The sequence below is a fragment of the Flavisolibacter ginsenosidimutans genome (genome assembly GCF_007970805.1).
Taxonomy (GTDB): domain Bacteria; phylum Bacteroidota; class Bacteroidia; order Chitinophagales; family Chitinophagaceae; genus Flavisolibacter; species Flavisolibacter ginsenosidimutans.
In genome coordinates, this window is sequence record NZ_CP042433.1 from 2265779 (window position 1) to 2285864 (window position 20086).

General features: G+C 48.0%; 12 protein-coding genes. 2 read left to right on the forward strand and 10 right to left on the reverse strand.

Features of this window, described 5'->3' with window-relative positions; genetic code table 11:
* Positions 1 to 39: 39 nt before the first annotated feature.
* Entirely contained in the window at positions 40 to 3012 is a 2973-nt protein-coding gene (locus FSB75_RS09360; RefSeq protein ID WP_146786101.1) for an alkaline phosphatase family protein, read from the forward strand.
* 39 nt (positions 3013 to 3051) lie between these two features.
* Here the strand turns inward: FSB75_RS09360 and FSB75_RS09365 are convergent, their stop codons facing one another.
* From FSB75_RS09365 to FSB75_RS09375, 3 genes are all read right to left on the reverse strand, one after another.
* Positions 3052 to 3825 (reverse strand): hypothetical protein, encoded by a 774-nt coding sequence (locus tag FSB75_RS09365; protein WP_146786105.1) that lies wholly within the window; start codon positions 3823 to 3825, stop codon positions 3052 to 3054.
* Between the two features lie 5 nt (positions 3826 to 3830).
* Positions 3831 to 5462 carry a hypothetical protein gene (locus FSB75_RS09370; RefSeq protein WP_146786108.1) on the reverse strand — a complete coding sequence of 544 codons (1632 nt, stop codon included), beginning with the start codon at positions 5460 to 5462 and terminating at the stop codon, positions 3831 to 3833.
* 349 nt (positions 5463 to 5811) lie between these two features.
* Positions 5812 to 8517, reverse strand: a complete 2706-nt coding sequence (locus FSB75_RS09375; RefSeq protein WP_227990878.1) for an alpha-L-rhamnosidase-related protein — start codon at positions 8515 to 8517, stop codon at positions 5812 to 5814.
* Between the two features lie 240 nt (positions 8518 to 8757).
* Here FSB75_RS09375 and FSB75_RS09380 point away from each other — a divergent pair, with 240 nt between their 5' ends.
* Positions 8758 to 9294 (forward strand): pyridoxamine 5'-phosphate oxidase family protein, encoded by a 537-nt coding sequence (locus tag FSB75_RS09380; RefSeq protein WP_146786111.1) that lies wholly within the window; start codon positions 8758 to 8760, stop codon positions 9292 to 9294.
* Positions 9295 to 9330: 36 nt separating this feature from the next.
* On the opposite strand, the gene FSB75_RS09385 is transcribed toward FSB75_RS09380, so the two are convergent.
* The 7 genes from FSB75_RS09385 to FSB75_RS09415 all read right to left on the reverse strand — a co-directional run bounded on the left by FSB75_RS09385 (position 9331) and on the right by FSB75_RS09415 (position 20045).
* A complete protein-coding gene (locus FSB75_RS09385) occupies positions 9331 to 10224 on the reverse strand; it encodes an energy transducer TonB (RefSeq protein ID WP_172623108.1) in 894 nt (297 codons plus the stop codon).
* Between the two features lie 69 nt (positions 10225 to 10293).
* Entirely contained in the window at positions 10294 to 11289 is a 996-nt protein-coding gene (locus tag FSB75_RS09390; protein WP_146786118.1) for a PorP/SprF family type IX secretion system membrane protein, read from the reverse strand.
* A 9-nt stretch (positions 11290 to 11298) separates the two neighbouring features.
* Positions 11299 to 14805: a T9SS type B sorting domain-containing protein gene (locus FSB75_RS09395; protein WP_172623109.1), complete on the reverse strand. Its 3507-nt coding sequence runs from the start codon at positions 14803 to 14805 to the stop codon at positions 11299 to 11301.
* 310 nt (positions 14806 to 15115) lie between these two features.
* Positions 15116 to 16282: a formylglycine-generating enzyme family protein gene (locus FSB75_RS09400; protein WP_146786124.1), complete on the reverse strand. Its 1167-nt coding sequence runs from the start codon at positions 16280 to 16282 to the stop codon at positions 15116 to 15118.
* 259 nt (positions 16283 to 16541) lie between these two features.
* Positions 16542 to 17657, reverse strand: coding sequence for a glycoside hydrolase 5 family protein (locus FSB75_RS09405; RefSeq protein WP_227990880.1), 1116 nt, complete (start codon positions 17655 to 17657; stop codon positions 16542 to 16544).
* A 74-nt stretch (positions 17658 to 17731) separates the two neighbouring features.
* Positions 17732 to 18820, reverse strand: a complete 1089-nt coding sequence (locus FSB75_RS09410) for a glycoside hydrolase family 43 protein (protein WP_146786127.1) — start codon at positions 18818 to 18820, stop codon at positions 17732 to 17734.
* A gap of 154 nt (positions 18821 to 18974) precedes the next feature.
* Positions 18975 to 20045: a glycoside hydrolase family 43 protein gene (locus FSB75_RS09415; RefSeq protein WP_146786130.1), complete on the reverse strand. Its 1071-nt coding sequence runs from the start codon at positions 20043 to 20045 to the stop codon at positions 18975 to 18977.
* Between the last annotated feature and the right edge of the window lie 41 nt (positions 20046 to 20086).

Here is a 20086-nt window from a genome sequence, read left to right on the forward strand (position 1 = left end):
TGTGGAGGCCACTATTGCTCATCTCAAAACCATTTCATTATGTCCACACAATTTCCTCCGGCATGCACTGCCCTTCAGCAAAAAGCAGATGAATTAACCAACGAGCTTGATGATCTTGAGGAACTCTTGAAAGAAGCTCCCAAACAGAGCCGGCAAAAAATCATCAATCAAATTAATGCCTTAAAGCCGCAACTGGTAGCGGCCGAAAAGCAACTAAACACTTGTGTCATCAACAACACCATTCCGCCTTTTGGACCACCGCCACAACCAACAAAACCGGTCATCAGCACCGACACATCACTGGCCACAAAAACCAAAGTCATTTCGCTTCCTTTCCTGCAAAAAAAATTCGATGATCTTTTCAACAAGCGTATCGACCCGCCGCTCTTCAAGCTGCGCCTTCACCATCATGACCACATCACCGGCAACGGCAGCATTGACAACGACCCGCCCAACAGCGATGCAGAATTTACCTTCATTGACGCACAGCGCGGCTACCGGCGTGTTAGCTTCACCGACCTTGGCCAACTCGATCACGGCTATTATTTCAACGACATAAACAGCAGTGTCTTCAACGTCAATATTGATACATCCAATCCCGCCCCGCTTGAATTGAAAATTACGTTTGAAACCGACGGGCCTATCGAGATGCCCTCGACCGGCACGCTCGATCCCAACATGGATTTCATTGAGTTTTTTATTTCGGTGCGTTTCACACTGGGCTTTGACGCAGTGGCCAAACGCGTGGACTTGTTAGGCTGGGTAAATGATTTCACCAACATTAAAGTTGTACCCAATGCAATCACGCAAACCGTGCACGTTACCGGCAGCTATCTGGGCAAAGCCATCGACAAGACGATGGCCGCTGTCTCGTTTGATGATTTTGTTGACCAGACCTTTATTCAACCCGTGGTGCACGTGCACATTACAACCACACGTGCCATAGATCCCGGTGGCGCCACGCAGAAAAGCATGCGCCGCAAAATTTTCAACCGTCTTGTTGACAAAGACACAGCCGCAGGACAAAAAGTTCGCGACAACATCAATGCGCAAATAGCGCAATGGATCGTAGGCGATAACGGCTCCTTTCCCGTTAGTTTTTTCCGCAACGACGGGCAAAACATCACCCTCAGCTACACGGTTCCCAAAAACCTGCTTAATCCCTTTCCATTCATTCCCGCCAATTGGCCTTCGGCAAACAACCCCAATTCAAACCCGAAGCTTGATTTCAAACCCGGCGCTTTGGCAAACATTGATCACATCATTGTGCTTACAAAAGAGAACCGCTCTTTCGATCACTTGCTCGGCTTTTTAAGTTTGCCTGCAAACAAAGGAGGCGTTGGCCGTACCGATGTAGATGGATTAAAAGGCGGCGAATCCAATCCGTACAACGGCGTCAATTATCCATCCTTTGCTTTCCCGCCGGGCCAAACGCTTTTTGCGCCCAATGCCGAACAAAACGCAGGGCCAGCCTTTCACCAGGTTGACGGCGGTAAAATGGATGGCTTTGTGCGGAGCTATGCCGAAGAAGCGTCTCGTTCATCGGGTATAGATACCGGCAACGGTTCGTCCATTATGGGTTATCACAACGGTGCAAACGTCCCTGTGTACGATGCGCTGGCAAGGGATTTTGGCATCAGTCACCGCTGGTTTGCGCCGCATCCCGGCCCCACGTTTCCAAACCGCTTTTATGAATTAACCGCACGAATGAATTTAAACAGCGGATTGTCTGATTCTGCGCAACGGGGCTTTTGGGAAATCAACAACACTGGGCCGCTCACGCCATCGCTTTCGAAAACCATTTTCGATCATTTAAATGATTATGCACACATCGCCAACGTGTCGTGGAATTACTTCGAATTCTTTTATTGCTTTCTGCGCTTCTTTGCCGATTATACTTTTGATCACGCCAACGTTTTGGATGCCGGAGACCCGGTGAACGGATTTTTTGCGAAGCTGAAAAACGGCAACCTGCCCTCGGTTTCCTTTATTGATCCACACTTTATTGACCTGCCGCCGCACGCCAATTGCGACGAGCCGCCATCGGATGTAAAGGACGGACAAAACTTTGTGCGCAGGGTTGTGGAGGCCGTCGTCACCAGTCCGAAATGGAACAAGATTCTACTCATCGTTACTTATGATGAACACGGCGGCTTTTACGATCATGTGCCACCGCCACCGCTCCAGAATTTTCCGGACGATCCCACGAATTACAACCTTCCGGTAAACACCTACGGACTTCGCACGCCGGTGTTTTTTATTTCGCCTTGGGTGGCCGCAGGCAGCGTGTTTGGTCACGATAGCTTACACGATTCGGACGAACTTTTCTTTGACAATACGTCTATTTTAAAAACGATTGCAAAGCGCTTCATGAGCGATTTTCCGCCTTACATGGGACCGCATTATGCGGTGGCCAAAGACTTATCGGTGGTGATGAGCAATGCGCCGCGCCAACCACAATTTCTACCTTTCATCCGGTATAATTTTATGTATGCGGCCACGCAAAAAATGCTGGACGTGCAAGGCGCCAACACCGCACCGGGAACGCATCTTTGGCAATGGGATAAAAACGGAACGATTGCACAGGATTTTTCGTTTGAAGATGCGGGCGGCGGCTTCTTTTACATCCGCACAAATTGCGGCAATTTGTATTTGACCGTGGACGTGCCGCCACTGGTGACGAAAGGCGGAACAAAAACAGCCGATACGCAAAACTTTTCCATCAAGCAGGATGTGAAATACAAACCATCGGCAATTGATAACGTAGCCAACCGCTTTAAGCCCGAATATCAAAAATGGAAATTGACGAACAACAGCATTACTATTTTGCAGCGAGATTTTTTCGTCATCACCAACGCCTTCTTTACGGCCAAAGTTTTGAAATGTGTGGATGCAACTACTGGTGGCGCGGTTGTACTTGGCGACCCCGATCCTTCGTCGCCCACACAACTGAGCAAAAATGCGTGGAAGGTGACGAGTCCGTTAATCAATCATGACGTTGTGGTGAAGTAAGAAATACACAAGCCTCCTTTTTCTGGAGGCTTGTGTTGTTTAAACAACGCCGCCTCTTTTTAATTCAATCTGCCTTTTTTCTTCGCTTTCCCTTGCTTCGATGACGGCATTTCTTATGGCCTCGCCGGCAATTTCTTTGTTTGGCTCTTTATCAGTTTGTGTTATTTGAGCAAGTGCAGGCTTGTTTTTCGCCTGCTGGTTTCTGTAAAACCACCAGGCCCCCAAAAGAACGAGAAGAATTCCGAAAGCCGTTAGGGCTTGCGAAGTCAATTCCTGTCCCGTTGCATACGTGAGCACAGCTTTACCAAAACTGTCCTTTTCCACTTTTGCGTTCTTTGCAACAGAAGGCAAATGAAGCTTGACTGTTTGCTGTACCAACGTTCCGCTTGCCAACACATCTTCGTTCATTACAAACTCCCGGTCGGAAAGCTTGGTGATGTCGGGCTTTTCAACGTCCAGGTCTGTTTCCCACAAGCCGTTCCGGTTGACAAAGCCAATGCCAAGCGCTTTGAACTTTACGTTGTAGGCACGGTTCATTGCGTCTTCGGTATAACTAAAATCAGTGAGGTAGTATTTTGGCAACTCTCTTTCCATTTGCCTTTTTAGGAGCGAAACGTTTTCGCCGATGGTCTTTTTAAAATTGTCCCACTGCGCGGCTGTTAGTTGCATCGAAACATCAATGTCCGCATTGCCAATCTTGTCTATCGTAAAATCAATGGTTTGTTTTAAGCCGCGGTAAATGTCCTGCGCACGGCCCCAAAAAGAAAGTTGCAGGCAAAAGCAAAGAGCCGGAACAACGCAATATTTTTTCATACTCATTACCGTAAGGATTTAAGAATGTCGAGAAGGATGGATTGGTACTTCGGGTCTGCGGTGGTATAAGCAGCAACGGCAATGCCCACCACACCGCTGCCGGTTGCTTTCAACGCCGCGGTCCAGTTAAAAGCGTTGCCGTTTGAGTACGTTGTTTGCCCGTTAAAAAGCGAATACCCGTTGTAAGCCTGTCCGGTATTGGTGTATTGCGACGTACCCTGGTAGCTTTCGGCGTATTGCTTTATCGTTACGATAGCCTGTTCTGGGTCGGTATAGCCGTCGAACTGATAAACGATCACTGAAGCCATGTTGCTTTTATCTGCAATGAGTTGTTTCATTTGCGGCATGGATTCAGAGGACCTCGGCGCAGGTATCCAGGTATTGGGATAAGAAAAGCTTACCGCATCCTGGTAAAGATTATAACCGGTTGCATCGTTTCCGCTGCCGCTTCCGTAATTAGCATCAAAAACCTGTGTGATTTCATCAATCTTCTGCCGTAAAAACGAGTCGTCTTTCAATTCCATTGCTACCGCGCCTTTGTTGATGGCATCGCGTACATCCAGCAATTGATAACGATCGTCGCCTGCGGCCACAGCCTGGAAAAACGTTTGAAGATTTTTCATGCCTTCGCGGTAAGCCTCGTCGGTATTCATGCTGCCGCCGATGCCTTCGCCGCCAATGCCGGTGGATTCAATGGCGTAATAATGACCGTTCATTTTAAAACCCGGGTAAGCATGGCCGGGAATAAAATAAATAACCGGGTTCATTCCCGCATCGGCCATAATGCTTGCGTACAAAAGAGAAAGTTCGATGCACAAGCCTGTTTTGCCGGTCACCACTTCACGCGGCAGACGAATACTTTGGTGCATGGTGGTAATGTCGTCCAGTCTTTCCGGAACGCCGCTGGTGCCGCTGTAAACCATGTGGCTCATCAGCGTTGCCAAATAAATTCCTTCCATAAACCGCACGCCTTCCTCTTCTTTGTTTCCTACGGCTGCGGTTTCGCCTTTCAAAATCTTTTCTTGTATTTTTTGCGTGTAGTATTTTATGATGGGATCTTCGGGAGTAACAAAACAAGTCAGCAGGTTGGCGTTGTCAAAAACATCCGCAGACGTGCGGATTTCATTTGCGGGAACACAGGTGTACAAAAAATCGTTGCGGCCCTGTATTTCGATGGCAAAACTCTGGTCAATATCGCTGATGTTGGCGCCCTTGATTTTGATGTTGACTTTTTCTTCGGACGTCGTTGTTTTCTCGACAATTTTATCGGCGAAAGAAGGATAGCAATTAACCACCGCCGATTGGCCGGGTTCAAGAGAAGGAATTTTCATTACCGAAGTCCATTCGATGTAATTGGGTATTTGAAACGAAACGTCAACGTCGCGGGCCGACCTGTTGCTGTTGTTCGTCACCAGCATTTTAAAAAGACTGTATTTGCCGTAGAGCGCATTTTCGTTGCTGTACACTTTGTACAGCGCAGGCATGATGGCCGGCTGGTGTTCAATCTTCATGTCCAGTTGAACCGGGGAAACAAGGCCTGTAAGCGGATGACGAAACGACAAAAGCAAGCCTGCGATAATGAGAAGCAGCGGCAAGAACTGTTTTGACGTTTTTAATTTCGATTGTCCTGTGTCCATACAATAAAATTTTGGAGAACGATGAACAATTGAACGCTGTCTTTTGGGTGCGAAGTTGATAAGGCGCGGACGGGATCGGAATAAACGAAGGAGAATAAACTGAATGTCTTTTACCCGGCTTTGAAGAATGCCTTGCTAATGAAACGATTCAAAGGTATAGCATAAGTTGTGCACGCAACACAGCGCTTTTCAACAAAAAATCCCGCACCGGCGTGCTTGAACCGCAATGAAGGAGCTATGCAGAAGCTCTCGCTGTGAACCTTGTGTTCACTGTGTCTTCGTGATTCAAAAAGCCATACGAAAACTCACTCATCAAACAGTTGAAACACTAACAACATCTTTTGCTTCGTCATTTCTTTAAAGCAGGCAAGGCATTCAGCTTAATCACACGTACATAATCGAGCATGGCCTCGTTAATCTCTTCGTTCATGTTTTGGTTTGCCGGCAGATAACGCAACGTGAAATTGTTTTTTCCCTTGATCAAATAGACTTTGAGGCTGTTGCTGAATCCCCAGTTCGACCACTCGGCCGTACCGCGTTGCGGAAACACAAACACACCCGTTTTTTTATCGTTGACAAAGGCCGTGCGAATGGCGCATTTGTTTTCGGTGTTGATTGGCCCGTTGCCGTTTGCGTACTTTACGTCAATCAAATAAAAACCGTCTTCGCTAACGTTGATTGGAACCACAACGGTTGTGTTTTTTGTGGTGCTGATTTCTGTAAAGCCTGTACCCGAAAAACCTTTGTACGCCGCATCAGACTTTGGTGAAAAATCCTCGACCTCAATTGATTTAATTGCAGATGCAGGAGTAACGCTTACGGGTTCGCTGGCGAAAGATTCCATACCGGCCTTATCTACTGCAATCACGCTGTATTCCGCATAGCTTTTATCGTTTGCGGCAAAACGGTTTGCCGTTGTGCTGGTGAACAATGTGCCGTTGCGAACAATTTTATAGTTCACTGCGCCGTCAATTTTTTCCCACGACAACATACCCGCTGCTTCGTTTACAACCGGCGCTGGCAATGACGTGTGGTTGGCAACGTTGTTTGTGGCTGAAGGCGCAAGGTCGTTGTTTGCCAATTCAATTTTTAGGGCGTGAACTCCATTTAAACTTGCCGAAAAACTATGCGTCTCCATCAACTTCCCGTCTAGCCAAAAGCTTTTTATTTTATTGCCATAGCCGCTCATTTCAATGTTTAACAAGGCATCGCGATACTTAAAATTGGCAAGGCTTCGCTTGCCGTTGAATGCTTTCGGCACGAAGGGTTCAAAGCCCAAACCGTCTTCCTTAAAACGAATGCCGAAGAAAACTTTGTGTACGATGCTGATGTTGCCCGAAAGGCTCCAAAGCATGTTGCTCGAATTGATTTGCGTGCCCAAAAAGTCGCCGTTGTCGGCTACAAAATTTTCCTTATTGGTAAGAAACATCGCCGCCGGACGATAGATGCTGGCAATGCTTTGCATCACGGAACTTTCGTTGCCGCTTTTTGCCGATGCCCACAACCAATAGCTTTGTACGAAAGGCCATACTGCGTTGTTGTGGTAGGGCGGAATGTCGGGTATTTGCGGATAGATGCAGGGAATGCCGAAATCAAGCTGCGGTGTGCTGCTGATGATTTTTGTTTGTTGCTTTTCATCGGCGATGCCAAACAAAACGCACAAGGCTTCGCCCAATGCTTCTGATTTTGGCGAAAGAAATAAGTCAGTTTTTCCGTACAAATATTGGCCGTAATAATTTTTGGCCGGCATCCACAAATATTTGTTTATGCCCGTTTTAATTTTTTCGGCTGCGTTCAAAAAAGAAGTTGCCTCCGCCTCCTTGTGAAGCAGACGGGCCATTTTTGCGGCCACAATGTTTGCTTGAAAATGCACCGCGTTTGTGCCCAAATTTTCCGAGTTGTAAATGTCCGCGGGTTGCATCCATTTGGGATAGGTTTGTTCGCGCCAGTCCAAGAAAGAAGACTCGCCTTTTACCAAACCCGTTTCGCCGTCGTACAAGTTTTGATAATCATCTTCCAAAGAATTTTTAATGATCGTGTATGCTTCCTGCAACCAATCTTTCTCGCCGGTGGCTTTGTACAATTCGTAAGCGGCAACGGCCCAGATCATTCTGTCGGATGATACCGGCCAGGCGCCGCCCGTGCCCGTGTCCTGAATGATTTTTTTCTTCTTGTTTACTTTTCGGAGCAAACTGTTTTTGGCCACATGCGGTTGCAGATAAGCCATTGAAAGAATGATGCTGTAACTGATGTCGCGAGTCCACACGCCGGCCCATTCTTTCCCCGTTCGAAACGTGCTGTCGGGCTCAACGGCCTTTATCATTTCTTCCAGCGACATGTTGTAAACCGCATCGGACAGAACGTAGCTCGATTTGTATTTCGGAAAAGCCGTTGCATCTTTCGTCATCTTCCAGCTCGCCGCCGTTTGCGGCGCATCGTCGGCTTTGTTCAACACAATTTCGGTTTCGTAAATGCCGTCGCCATCAGGGTCTTTTAATTGCAGTTCGGGGCGTTGGTGCAGGTTGTTGAAATCCCAAATTAGCGGCGCTGCATTTCCCGCCACGTACACGGCTTTGAAATCGTCTTTGTAAAGCTTGTCGCCGTTGAACAATGTGTAATAGCCTTCTTTTTTAAACGCCGCAAAAACGTCGCGCAGGTCAAGTCTTATTTTCAGTTTCGTGTTGGGTGATAAATAGCCTTCCTTTTTTGCGTTGTCAGTTTTCAACTGCTCGCCAAATTTTATCAGCGGTGTTTCGTGCGCACTTCCACCAGTCAAATTAATGTGATGATCAACGCCTGATTTCATTTCGTTATCCTTGCCGTTGATGCTGAACTTAAACGCAATGACCGAAGACTTAAACAGGTTTGCCGGGCTTTTGTAGTCCGAGATCATTTCGGTGGGCGAAAGTGCCTTTGCGGTGTATTTTCCCTGCTGCACAATTCTATCGGCGAAGACGCTGAACTGATTGTTTTGCCAAAGCAGCTTTGTGGTTTGCTGTGCGTTCATTGTATGGAATAAAAAGAAACAGGCAAGGAGTAACGGGTTTTGTTTCATATAACAAGGTTGACAACTCAAACCTACAAAAAGAGTGAATGACAACGCATTATTACACGGCCGTATGAACGGTTTGAAAACATGAGAAGAATTGGGGAAAAGGTCTACCAGGTTTGCAAACAAGACCTTTGTTTGTTGCGCTTTCACTTTTCTTATACAGGCGTTCCTTCAACAAACGATTTCCCTTTGGCAACTGTTGTTCCTTGATTTGTGAGGTACTGTTTTTGTTGCTTTGAAAATATGGACAGCATTAACAAACAACAGCCCGAAGACAATTACGAAGATTTGCGGGGAGAAGCAGCGCAGAAAAAAATAAAAACGCTTACCGGCAAAGCTTCGACTTGTTTTTTTTGCACCAACATTCAAAGCGGGAAGCCGTTTGCTACAAGGCCCATGTCGGTGCGGCAGTTTGACGACGAAGGCAACCTTTGGTTCCTGAGTGCCAAAGACAGCCACAAGAACCTGGAGATTTCCGCAGATCATTCGGTGCAACTGCTTTTTCAGGGTTCCGATTATTCCGATTTTCTTCAATTGTACGGCAAGGCGTTTATCATTGAAGACAAAGAGAAAATCAAAGAGTTGTGGGAACCAATATTAAAAACGTGGTTCACCAAAGGCGTGGATGACCCGCGCATTTCGGCCATAAAATTTGAGCCGATGGAAGGCTATTATTGGGACACGAAACACAACATGATGGTGGGCATGGTAAAAAGGCTGGCCGGTGCAATCGTTGGTAAAACGCTGGACGATTCCATTGAAGGAAAAATAAAAGTTTAGCCGAGTTGATTTTTTTTGGATTCCAAACACACGGCCTTAGAACCGAATGTTCACCACATTTCCCGTTCGCAAAAAGGTTAAGGGTTGCGTCACGATTGCCTCTACCCGTTTGCCGTCAATTGTCGCAGGCTTCCACCGGGGCATGCGTTTGAGGATGCGCAGCAATTCGTTGTCAAACACATTGCCCGCAGAATGTTTTATTTGCAGATCATCTACCAGTCCATCAGCGTTCACCACAAATTGAACGACGGCAAATTTTCTTTCAGCACCTGTTAACGGGAGCGATGATTTTAGGTTGCGATTTAAAAAACCCAGCAGCACGGCTTTGCCGCCCGGAAAGCCTGGCGTATGCTTTAGTGAGAGAAGGTTTGCTTTCTTCAACTCATTCAGAAAAGCTGTGCTTAATTCTTTCAAGCCTCCGGCTGTTTCTTTCTCCAGGTAAACGTCGTTATATCCTTCGGCCGAATACTTGCGCAATGCCTGCAAATTGTGCCGGCTTAAAATTTCCAAATCATCCTGCGTCAGTTGATATTCGTGGTTGTAACTGTTGTCTTTTCGTTCGAAGTTTTGCACCGCCGTTGATTTGACCGTTACCGTGCTGTCATCATCCAACAAAAAAATCAAGGCGTCGCCGGCAATGACGGTATTGGCACTGGTGCCCGAACCGCTTAACCAAAGTGAATATGCCGATCCCGCTGCGCTTAGTGCAACGTTCATTTTACTACCGGGAGCGGACTTTAAGTTTACCGGTGCTGTTTCAATGTGCCAGCGTTTTTCTGCCGCATTGTATTCGCTTCGTTTTATTTTTTGCCCTTCGGAGAGTAAAGGAAGGAAAAGAAGGAAAAGAAAATATTTCGCAATGGAGGAGGCACGGGCATCCGTACTTCCGTTGCGTTGATAAAAAAGAAAAAGAGGTCTGATTCGGTTCATTTGAAGGGTATCATTCTGTTGGCGCATTTGCCTTTCTGGGTTAAAGGTTCCGCACTTTAAAGAGATAAATTAATACCAGGGCACCGTTGTTTTCAGTTCGCGGTTGATGGCGCCTCTGAGCACAAAAGTAAGCTCAAAGGCATTGCGCACTTGAGAACCCGCCTTTAACGATGACACGGTGTAATCGTACGAAAGGCCTACCTGGAGATCGTTGCGCCGGAAACCAATGTACGGGATTGCGGCGTCATTGATGCGATACCACATCCCGCCGAGCAGTTCATTTCTTTCTTCTTCGGTCAACGGAATACCGTAGGCCGCACCGGCCGTTATCTCGTTTGCGTTGGCCTGGTACATGGCGGTAAGAGAAAGGTAAAGATTGCCACCCGGTCCAAAAGAAAACTGCGAGCCACCCTGGAATGCAAAGCGTGTTGGCATCGAAAACTCTTCGGTCAATACATTCTCCTTATGCTGAAGAATATTATACACCGAAATGCCACCAAAATAAGCGTTGGCGCCAACGGTGCGGCTGTATAAAAGGCCTGCGTTCACGTCAAAAAAAGACCGGCTGTTTGCGTTCAGTGGCTCGCCTACGGGCAAAGAGCCGTCGAAACCACCTGGCCCAAACTGGTTTTCAAAAGAAAGCTTTGAGTAGTCGTAACGCCGTTGATGATAAGCAGCCTGCACGCCGACTCCGAAGCTGTTTTCGCCGTAAGGGTCAAGGCCTACGTGATAAGCTGCACTCAGGCCGACACTGTTTGTTTGCACCGCACCGCCCAGCGAATGATCGTTCATGATGTAAAGGCCTATACCCGCTTTGTGGCCTTCCGGCAAACTGTTGCGCAGCGGATTAACTTCGGCTGAAATATAACCGGTGAAGTACGGACTGCCCCCCGACAAACCCTGCGAACGAATGTTGGAAGCAAAGCGGTAACCTCCATCCATAGAGCCGGTATTGGCAGGATTGGTTAAAAGCGGCGTGGAAAAAAATTGCGAGAAGTGATAGGACTGCGACCAAACCACTTCAGCCGCTATCAACAAACACAAACCGAGGATGCACTTTTTCATGGTAAAGAGTTATCTGATCAAAACGCTTCTGCCGCTTGCCTTAATGATTTCACCGTTCTTGCCTACGGCCTCTAAAATCCAGGAATAGGTTTCTGCCGGCTGCGGCACACCGTCTTTGTTTCCGTCCCAGCCTTTGCCTGGCGTAGCGGTTTCAAACACCTGTTGCCCCCAGCGGTTGTAAACTTTGAAATAATGCAGAGAAGTGACGTTGTAAAAAATGGGCCGCAATACATCATTAACACCGTTGCGGTTCGGTGTGAAGGCGGTTGGCACAAGTGCTCTCGCATCAGCTATCGGCGTGCACGGTTTAAATTCAATCTTCACCGTGTTGGAGGCTTTCACCGCACAAGTACCGTCGTCAATGTAAACAGAATAAATACCCGATTGCTTTGTCTGATAACTAACCGAAGTAGCGCCGGTAATCAAAGTATCGTTCCGGTACCATTGGTAAGCCCTTCCACCGCTTGCGGTTAACGGAAGTGAATCGGTAATGCAGGCGAGTGTTCTTGTAGCTGTAATGCTGCCGGGGAAAACCGTTTGCGCTGTTACTTGTACAGATTTAATGCTTGTGCATCCGCCGGCATTGGTTGCCTTAATGTAGTAGGTGCCTACCGAAACCGCACCCGGTGATTGTACGGCTGTCGTAGTGTTTGCATCAGTCCAGTAACTGTACTGTAAGCCTGCGTCGGAACCGGCCGTAATTGTCGGAGATTGCAAGTTAACCGTAGCGTTAGGACAAATCTTCGGCGGATTGGTAATAACAAGATTCGGGACGGTTGCTGATTGCGTGATTGTAAACGCAACGTCAACAACGCAACCGGCATTGTCCTTTACCGTTATTTTATGCGATCCCGCTGTAAGATTCCCAAAGGTGTTAGCCGTTTGAAACGAGCCGTTGTCAAGACTGTACGTATAGCCCGGCGCACCTCCCGTAGCTTGCACAGTCACAGAACCGTTCGGCTGCCCGCAGAAAGCATTCGTAACACTGGCTGTTGCAGCAAGCGTAGAAGCAACTTGCGTGATATTGAAGTTCACCTCGAACGTACAGCCGCCGGCATCTTTTACCGTCACCTTATGCGCACCCAAAGAAAGGCTTGAAAAACTGTTGCCCGATTGATAGGTGCCGCCATCCAAACTGTATTGATACGGTGATGTGCCGCCACCGGCTGTAACGCTAACCGATCCCGAAGCCTGCGTGCACGTAATGTTGGTGGTTGCGGCAGAGGCCTGCAGAGTGGATGTAAAGGAAGCTATCACCACTGAAGACGGATTGCTTTTGCAACCGCCTGCGTCCTTCACAACGATTTGATACGTTCCTGCGGACAGTCCTGTAAAGGTGTTTGCTGTTTGAAAGCTTACCCCGTTATCTTTTGAATACGTATAGCCGCTACCACTGCCGCCCGTCGGGGTGTTAACCGTTATGGTTCCCGTGGATGATGCACAGGAAGGATTGGTGCTGGCGATGGAAAAAGTAATGGACGTACTTGGCGCAACAACCACCGTATTGCTTGCCGGAGCGCTGCAGCCGCCGTTAAAAAGGATGACGCTGTATGTACCTGTTTGCGTAGCAGTATAGATTGCGGTCGTTGCCCCGGTAATCAACACGCCGTCTTTGTACCACTGGTAAGACACGCCGCCAGTGGCAGTAAGCACAACGCTGTTGCCGGAACAAAGAGAGGCCGAAGCCGGTGTAATGGAGCCTGCAGGCGCGGTGCCCTGCGTTACAACAGCCGTGTTGGTCGAGCTGCCTCTGCAAGTTCCTAAAATAATATCCACGGTGTAGTTTCCTGTTTGGATAGCTGCATAAGTAGCCGCTGTAACGCCAACGAGCAACACGCCGTCTTTGTACCATTGGTAAGAATTGCCGCCGGTTGCGGTTAGCGTTACCGAACCGCCGGGACACAAGGTGCTGTTGGCAGGAGAAATAAGTCCGGAAGGCGTTGTAACCACCGTAACCACGCTTTCGTTTGATGATTTTCCCTTACAGCCGCTAACATCAAAAATATCGGCAGCATACCGGCCGCTTTGCGTGGCAGTGTAGGTTGAAGAAAAAGCATTGTTGATGGCAACACCGTCTTTATACCATTGGTAATTGGCGCCGCCGGTTGCGGTTAGGGTTACGGAGCTACCTGCACAAACCGTGGCCGTAGCCGGCGAAATAGAACCTGTGGGCAAGGGTAAAATGCTCACCGTTGCTGTATTAGAGGCACGGCCCCTACACCCGGTGCCGCTAATGATGTCAACCGTATAAGCACCGCCCTGGATCGCATTATAAGTAGAAGCGGTGGCACCGCCTATGCTTACGTTGTCTTTGTACCATTGGTAAGTTGCGCCTCCGCTTACGGAAAGTACCTGGCTGCTTCCAAAACAGATGGATGCCGAACCCGGAGTGATCGTTCCAGCAGGCAACGCTTCTACGGTCACCACCGCAGTATCTGATGCAGGAGCACTGCATACGCCGTTGCTAATGATTACGCTGTAAGATCCTTGTTGGCTGGCAATGTAAGTAGCGGCCGTTGCGTCGTTGATCAACGAGCCATTTCTAAACCACTGGTAGGTTCCACCGCCGGTAGCTGTTAACGCAACCGAATTACCGGCACAGATGCTGGCAACAGCAGGAGAAACGGTGCCACTGGGTAAGGGCACTACGGTAATGACTGCACTGTTTGTTGCCGGACCTGCGCAGACACCGTTTATAATGGTAGCTGTGTAAGTGCCCGCTTGCGTAGCATTATATGTACTGCTTGTAGCCGAAGGAATAAGAACCCCGTTTCGATACCACTGATAGGTATTACCACCGCTTAGAGTTAACACCTGCGTGCCACCGCTGCAAATGGTAGCCGCCGAAGGTGAAATGCTTCCTGTGGGTATCGGGGTACTTAACGATACGGACAAAGTGGGAGAAACACAGCCAGAGGGGAATTTTGCCGTAACGCTGTACGCACCCGGAGCAAGGCCGGTAAAGTTGTTTGAGGTTTGATAAGTTGTTCCGTTAACGCTATAGGTTATTCCCGTTGCGGGAGCCGGGCTGGTGACGTTGATGCTGCCCGTTGCCAGCACGCAATTTGGCTGAACAACCGTCGCCGTTGGTGGCGAAGGGGTCGTGCGGTCTGGAATATCAACTCTTATGCCGTTTGAATTATCCGTGCAATTACCAAACGTTACAATCCTCCTGTAACAAAGATTGGGATCCGCCGAAGAGGGGACCGCATAATCTTTCGCAATTGCACCAGGAATGGGCGAATAACCACCGTTTCCGGTGCAATTATTCGGATTTGCCTCCCATTGGTAACTGATTGTGCCGTTGCCGCCTACGGTAGGGGTAGACCCTTGCAAATAACCTACTGTTCCTGCGCAAACAGCCTGGCTTAACGTGATGACGTTGTTCTGAATGCATTGGGCGTTTGTCGTTAGGGAAAAAAAGATAAAAAGCAAAATCCCAAAAAAGGTAACGAGCCTCGGAAGAAGAGGGCGGGAAAATGGCCAGGGTTTTTCCTTTCGGTTTACAAGAAACATGATTGCAGTATTCTCCATTTAAAACGTTCGGTAGCAAATAAGTCATCATAAGGTAGAATGAAACGAGAGCCTTGCTTCAGCCTGTCGAAACAATAAATTCGGATAAGGAAAGTGCGGCTTTACCAAAGGAGATTGGGCGGCGGTTTAGGACAGAGGCCTAAATTACAGTTTCCCGAAATAGGAATAAGAAAACCGGATTTATTTTTTGCCCGCCGGCATACAGGCAAAAAATCCGGGCCAAGTAGCCGGCGCAAGCTTTTTACTCTTGCGTAAACGTTTGAGCAAACCGAGTGTATTCTCCACTGAACTCTTATTCGCTCAAACTCAAGACTACCCGGAAGCCCACTTCGTTGCTTTTGCTGGCGGGCGTTCGCTTGTTGCGGAACGAGGGTCGAAAGTGGTCGCCAACGTAATCTTTAAAATTGCCGCCGCGAATCACTTTCTCCTTGCCTGTGACCGGCCCCGCGGGATTAAGCCGGCTGCGTTCTACTTTATAAAAACCCGGACTGTACCAATCCGAACACCATTCTGAAACGTTGCCCGTCATATCGTAAATGCCAGCCGCATTGGGTTCCCGTCTTCCCACCGGGTGCGGTTTGCTTTGGGCATTGGAAAAATACCAGGCTGTTTTTTTTATGTAGGCTTCCTGCCCGCCGGCTTTGTCAATTTCATCTTTGCCGCCGGTGCGGGCCACATACTCCCATTCGGCTTCGGTAGGCAGGCGGAATTTCCGGTTGCTCAATGAATCGAGCCTGCGAACGAAGCGCACAGCATCTTCCCAACTTACATTCTCCACGGGGCAGGTTTCACAGCCTTTGTTCGCACTTGGGTTGTACCCCATGATGCTTTGCCATTGGTGCTGCGTCACTTCAAATTTGCTAAAATAAAAAGGACTAAGCGTTACGGAATGTTCGGCTTCGTCGCGTGCAGGCGCACGGTTATTGCCCATCGTAAAACTTCCGCCTTTAATAAGCACCGCGTTGCTAAGTAGAAAATTGACGGTTTCTTTTTGCGCTTCTTCTTTGGTCAGCACCGTTCGTCTTGCCTTTGTGCCTGCGAAATTTTTGTTTTGAGTTGCCGTATCCAAAGGGAAGCCTGCATTTTGCAAACGCGTCCGTTCGGCAGCCTTTTCATCAATTACATACAACATGTCCAGAAACACCTCGTTTGTTCCCTCTTCCGAAACCGTAAAAACATCGCTTAATTCGTCGCCTGTAGTCTTGCTTTTTACCCGGTAGCGATAGTCGCCCGGCGCCAGTTTCAAATAGCGGAAATCCGTTTTGAGAACAGAACCTTTGGCTTCTCCGTTGATGTACAAATCGCAATCATCGTTGGTGGCGAAAAGCACGTCAATCACTTGTATTGCTGCGGTATCGGCATTGTTTTTTGCTGGCTGACTTTTTCCACTTTCCTGCTGCCCCCAGCCCGTACCAAAAAAAAGCAGGCAGCATAACCAACAGGCTATTTTTTTCGTCATGAGTGATCTATCGGTACAATGTGGTGAATGAATAAACGCAAAGACTCTTCTGGAAACCTTCGTCACGCTTGCGGCAAATCCCGGCTTAAAAATACGTTTTTACAAATATGAGGTCTTTTGCAATAAAACCAATTGCAGGTGGGCTCTGTTTCCAACAAAAAGAAACAAGGCAGCAAAAGGGAAGGCCGTTCAGTTTTTCATTACCCAGAACTAAAATCAGCCGCAAAGGCAAGGCGTTGAAAACATGACGGGTCAAACATCAATTGTTTTTGCTCACAGCACTGTTTTGCGTGCTTAACTTTTTTATGAGGTTCACTTCGTCTTGCCGGTACGGTGTGCCGTCGGGAAAGAAGATGTCGTGAAACCATTCGACCGGTTGATCGCCACTCGGTATTGGCGTGTCCCACGCATAGATGGTGTTTGACTTGCCTGAAACAAATCCCCAGTTAATGGCGCCAACGTTTTCCTTTTCCAACAAAGGAAGAATATTAGAGAAACGGCTGTTTCGGGTGCGGGCCATGTACTCGGTACAAATGAGCGGACGACCAGCAGCCTTCAACAATTCGATGACGCGTTGATGCCATTGGGGTTCTTCGTAATCGTGATACGTAATGATGTCGGAATTGTTCAATTGAAAGGCGTTAAGCTTTTCGTAATCCCAGGCCCACAAGCCTGCGCTTATCGGTTGTTCGGGAGCCACTTCTCTTGCCCACTGAAAAACCTTTTTTAGCAGAGGCAGCGATGAATCACGCTTGCCGGAATTACCGGGTTCATTGTACAAATCCCAAAGAAGAATTCTTTTGTCGGTGCGAAAAGTTGTGAGCACGTCTTTTACGTAGCCCTCCAACTGAGGAAACAAGGTTGAGTCGTTCGACGCGGGTTGCCCGGGGTCTTGTACCCAGCCGGAGTTATGAATGCCGGGTTTTGGTTCGGGTTGCTTACCGGCATGCGGCACCTTGTTCCAGCAATCGTCGAAAAAAACAAAAACCGGTTGGATGTGGTGCTTGTCAGCAATGGAAAGAAAGTCATTCATGCGCTTTTTAAAACCCGTCGCGTCTTGCTTCCAGGCCACGCTGTGTAAAAACACACGCATGGTGTTGAAGCCGATGCTTTCGGCCCAACCCAATTCACGGTCTATCGTGGCCGGGTCAAACGTATCGGCCTGCCACATTTCGAGTTGGTTGATGGCGGTGCTGGGAAGAAAATTTGCGCCGGTTATCCAACGATGATTGTTGTACCACTGCGTTGCTTTTTCAGCCGTCCAGCGTTGAGCTGCTTGTGTAACAACTGTAGCTTGCTTTGCTTCTTTTTTTTGCGCAAATGGCGTAAGAGAAAAAAGAAGACAAACGAAGAGAAGAAAATGGTTTCTATTCATGATTTTGTTCTTTCAATGTTTTTATTGATGCTCCTTTAAAAACGCATCCGCTATTTACGAAAGCCGCTTTGTGTTCATTCGGCCAACACTGCGGTTTCAACCTGCCGTTTTTGTTTTCTTTTATCCGAAGGCGCCGCAAGCCTTTCGCCTTCTTTCACTGGCGTTCCAAACAAAGGCAAACCTTCATCGCTCCACGAAAACTTTTGTGCCCGCACCGAACGATGCCCGCCGCAACCCTGCCCAGCCTCGCTGTTGGCGTGATAAATTATCCAATCCTCTGTGCCATCGGCTGATTTGAAAAACGAATTGTGCCCCGGTGCGTAAACCTTGTTTTCTATTGACGTTGCAAACACAGGCCGCTCACTTTTCTTCCACGATGATGAATCGAGCAAATTATCATTGCCGGTTAAGGTTAAAAGACCCAGTGAATAATTATCGGTCCAACAACCGCTGGCCGAATAAACAATAAACAATTTGTCTTTGTGAAGAAGCGCTTCGGGCCCTTCGTTCACCGAAACATGCGGTGGATTTTCGGCATCGTGTAAATCGCCGTACCGCTCCCAATCAAACACGGGGCTTGAAATGCGCACACGGTCGCCGTCTACCGTCCAGGGATTTTTTAGTTTGGCAATGTAAATGTCTTGTTCACCGTTTGCATCGCCTTCCCATCCAGACCAGATCACGTACCATTGTTTTTTAAAGCTAAATACCGAACCGTCAATGGCCCACTTGTCGGTTGCCGCGGCAATCTTTCCTTTAAAAACCCACCGGCCTTTCATTGGATCGTGTGAAGAATTTTCCAAAGCATACAAGCGATGATTGTCGTTCTTTCCGTCATCAGCCGCAAAATAGAAATACCATTTGTTGTTGATGAAATGCAACTCCGGCGCCCATAGTTGTTTTGAATACATCGTGCCGTCGGGCGGCTGCCAAATAAGTTTTTTTTCGGCCGTTTTTAAATTGGCGATGTTGGTTGTTTTGTACAACACAATATTCCGTCCCGTTGTGTGTGTGAAGTAATAATAGCCGTCTTTTTGAATTATCCAGGGGTCGGCGCCTGAAGGCAACAAGGGATTGGTAAAATAATTTTGCGCCGCCGCGCAAAAGCCCGTCAGCAAAAAGAAAAACAGGAAGCAGTGCGGTATTGTTTTTACAGATGGCATTACTAAGTCTTGTCCGTTATTGGCTATAGTTTTTTATTCTATTTCGTAGTTTAACCACAGGACCATAAAGACATAGGTTTCACATTGGACTTCTATGGGCGCCTATGTTTCTATGCGATTGATTGGGTCCATGCGATAAAACGTATAACCTTTTTTATTCCCCCGAAGGTTTTGTGATGGGCATATTGATGTTTACCGGCGTTCCAAAAGCGGGTGTGCCATCGGCATTCCACGTAAACTTTTGTATTCGTGGACTTCTGCTGTCACCGCATTGCAAACCGCTTTGTGGATTGGCGTGATAAAGTATCCAATCTTCCGTTCCATCCACCGATTTAAAAAAAGAATTGTGTCCTGGACCAAATGCGCCACCGTTGGTATTTTTTGTAAACACGGGTGTTGTATTCTTTGTCCAATCGCTTGCGTTTAACGGATCGCCGCCGTCCTTTAAGGTGAGCATACCAAGACAATAATCATCCGTCCAACAACCACTGGCCGAGTAAATCAAAAACACTTTACCGGCTGCATTTTTCAAAACCTCCGGGCCTTCGTTCACAGCCGGCGGCGCACCATTCATCTCCCAAGCGTATTGCGGTGATGAAATCAAACTGCGGGCAGTTTCCAGCGTCCACGGATTGCTCATGCGGGCAATGTAAATTCGTTGGTTGTTGTCAGTGGCGGATGCCCATCCGCTCCAGATAAAATAATTTTTGTTGTTGTAGTTAAGCACCGTTCCGTCAATGGCAAAATAGTCCGCGGCCGCATCCCCAATTTGTCCTTTGTCTGTCCACGTTCCGCTCAGTGGATCGGATGATGCGTTCTCTAAAACAAAGGTCCGTTGCGTGTTGTTTGCACCCGAACCGGCCGTGTAATACACGTACCATTTGTTTTCGAGAAAATGCAGCTCAGGCGCCCAAACATTCTTTGAATTTGCGCCGTTTGCCGGTGCGCTCCAAACGGTTTGCGGGTTTGCGTTTTTCAAGTCCGAGACCTTGCTTGTTTTCCAAAGCGCAACGCGGTTGCCAAGCGTATGCGTGTAATAGTAATTCGAACCTGATTTAATGATCCAGGGATCGGGGCCGGACGAAAGCAAGGGATTGGTGAATGTGTTTGTTGCAGGCGGGGACGGATTGTTTCCATCGCCGCCACCGCTTCCTTTGCCGCACGAAGCGACAGCGACTACAAACAGCAAAACTTTCAATCGTAAAAGAAGGCTTACGGAATTCATGCAAAACAAATAATTGAGAAGATGAACGAGGTGCTGCGCAA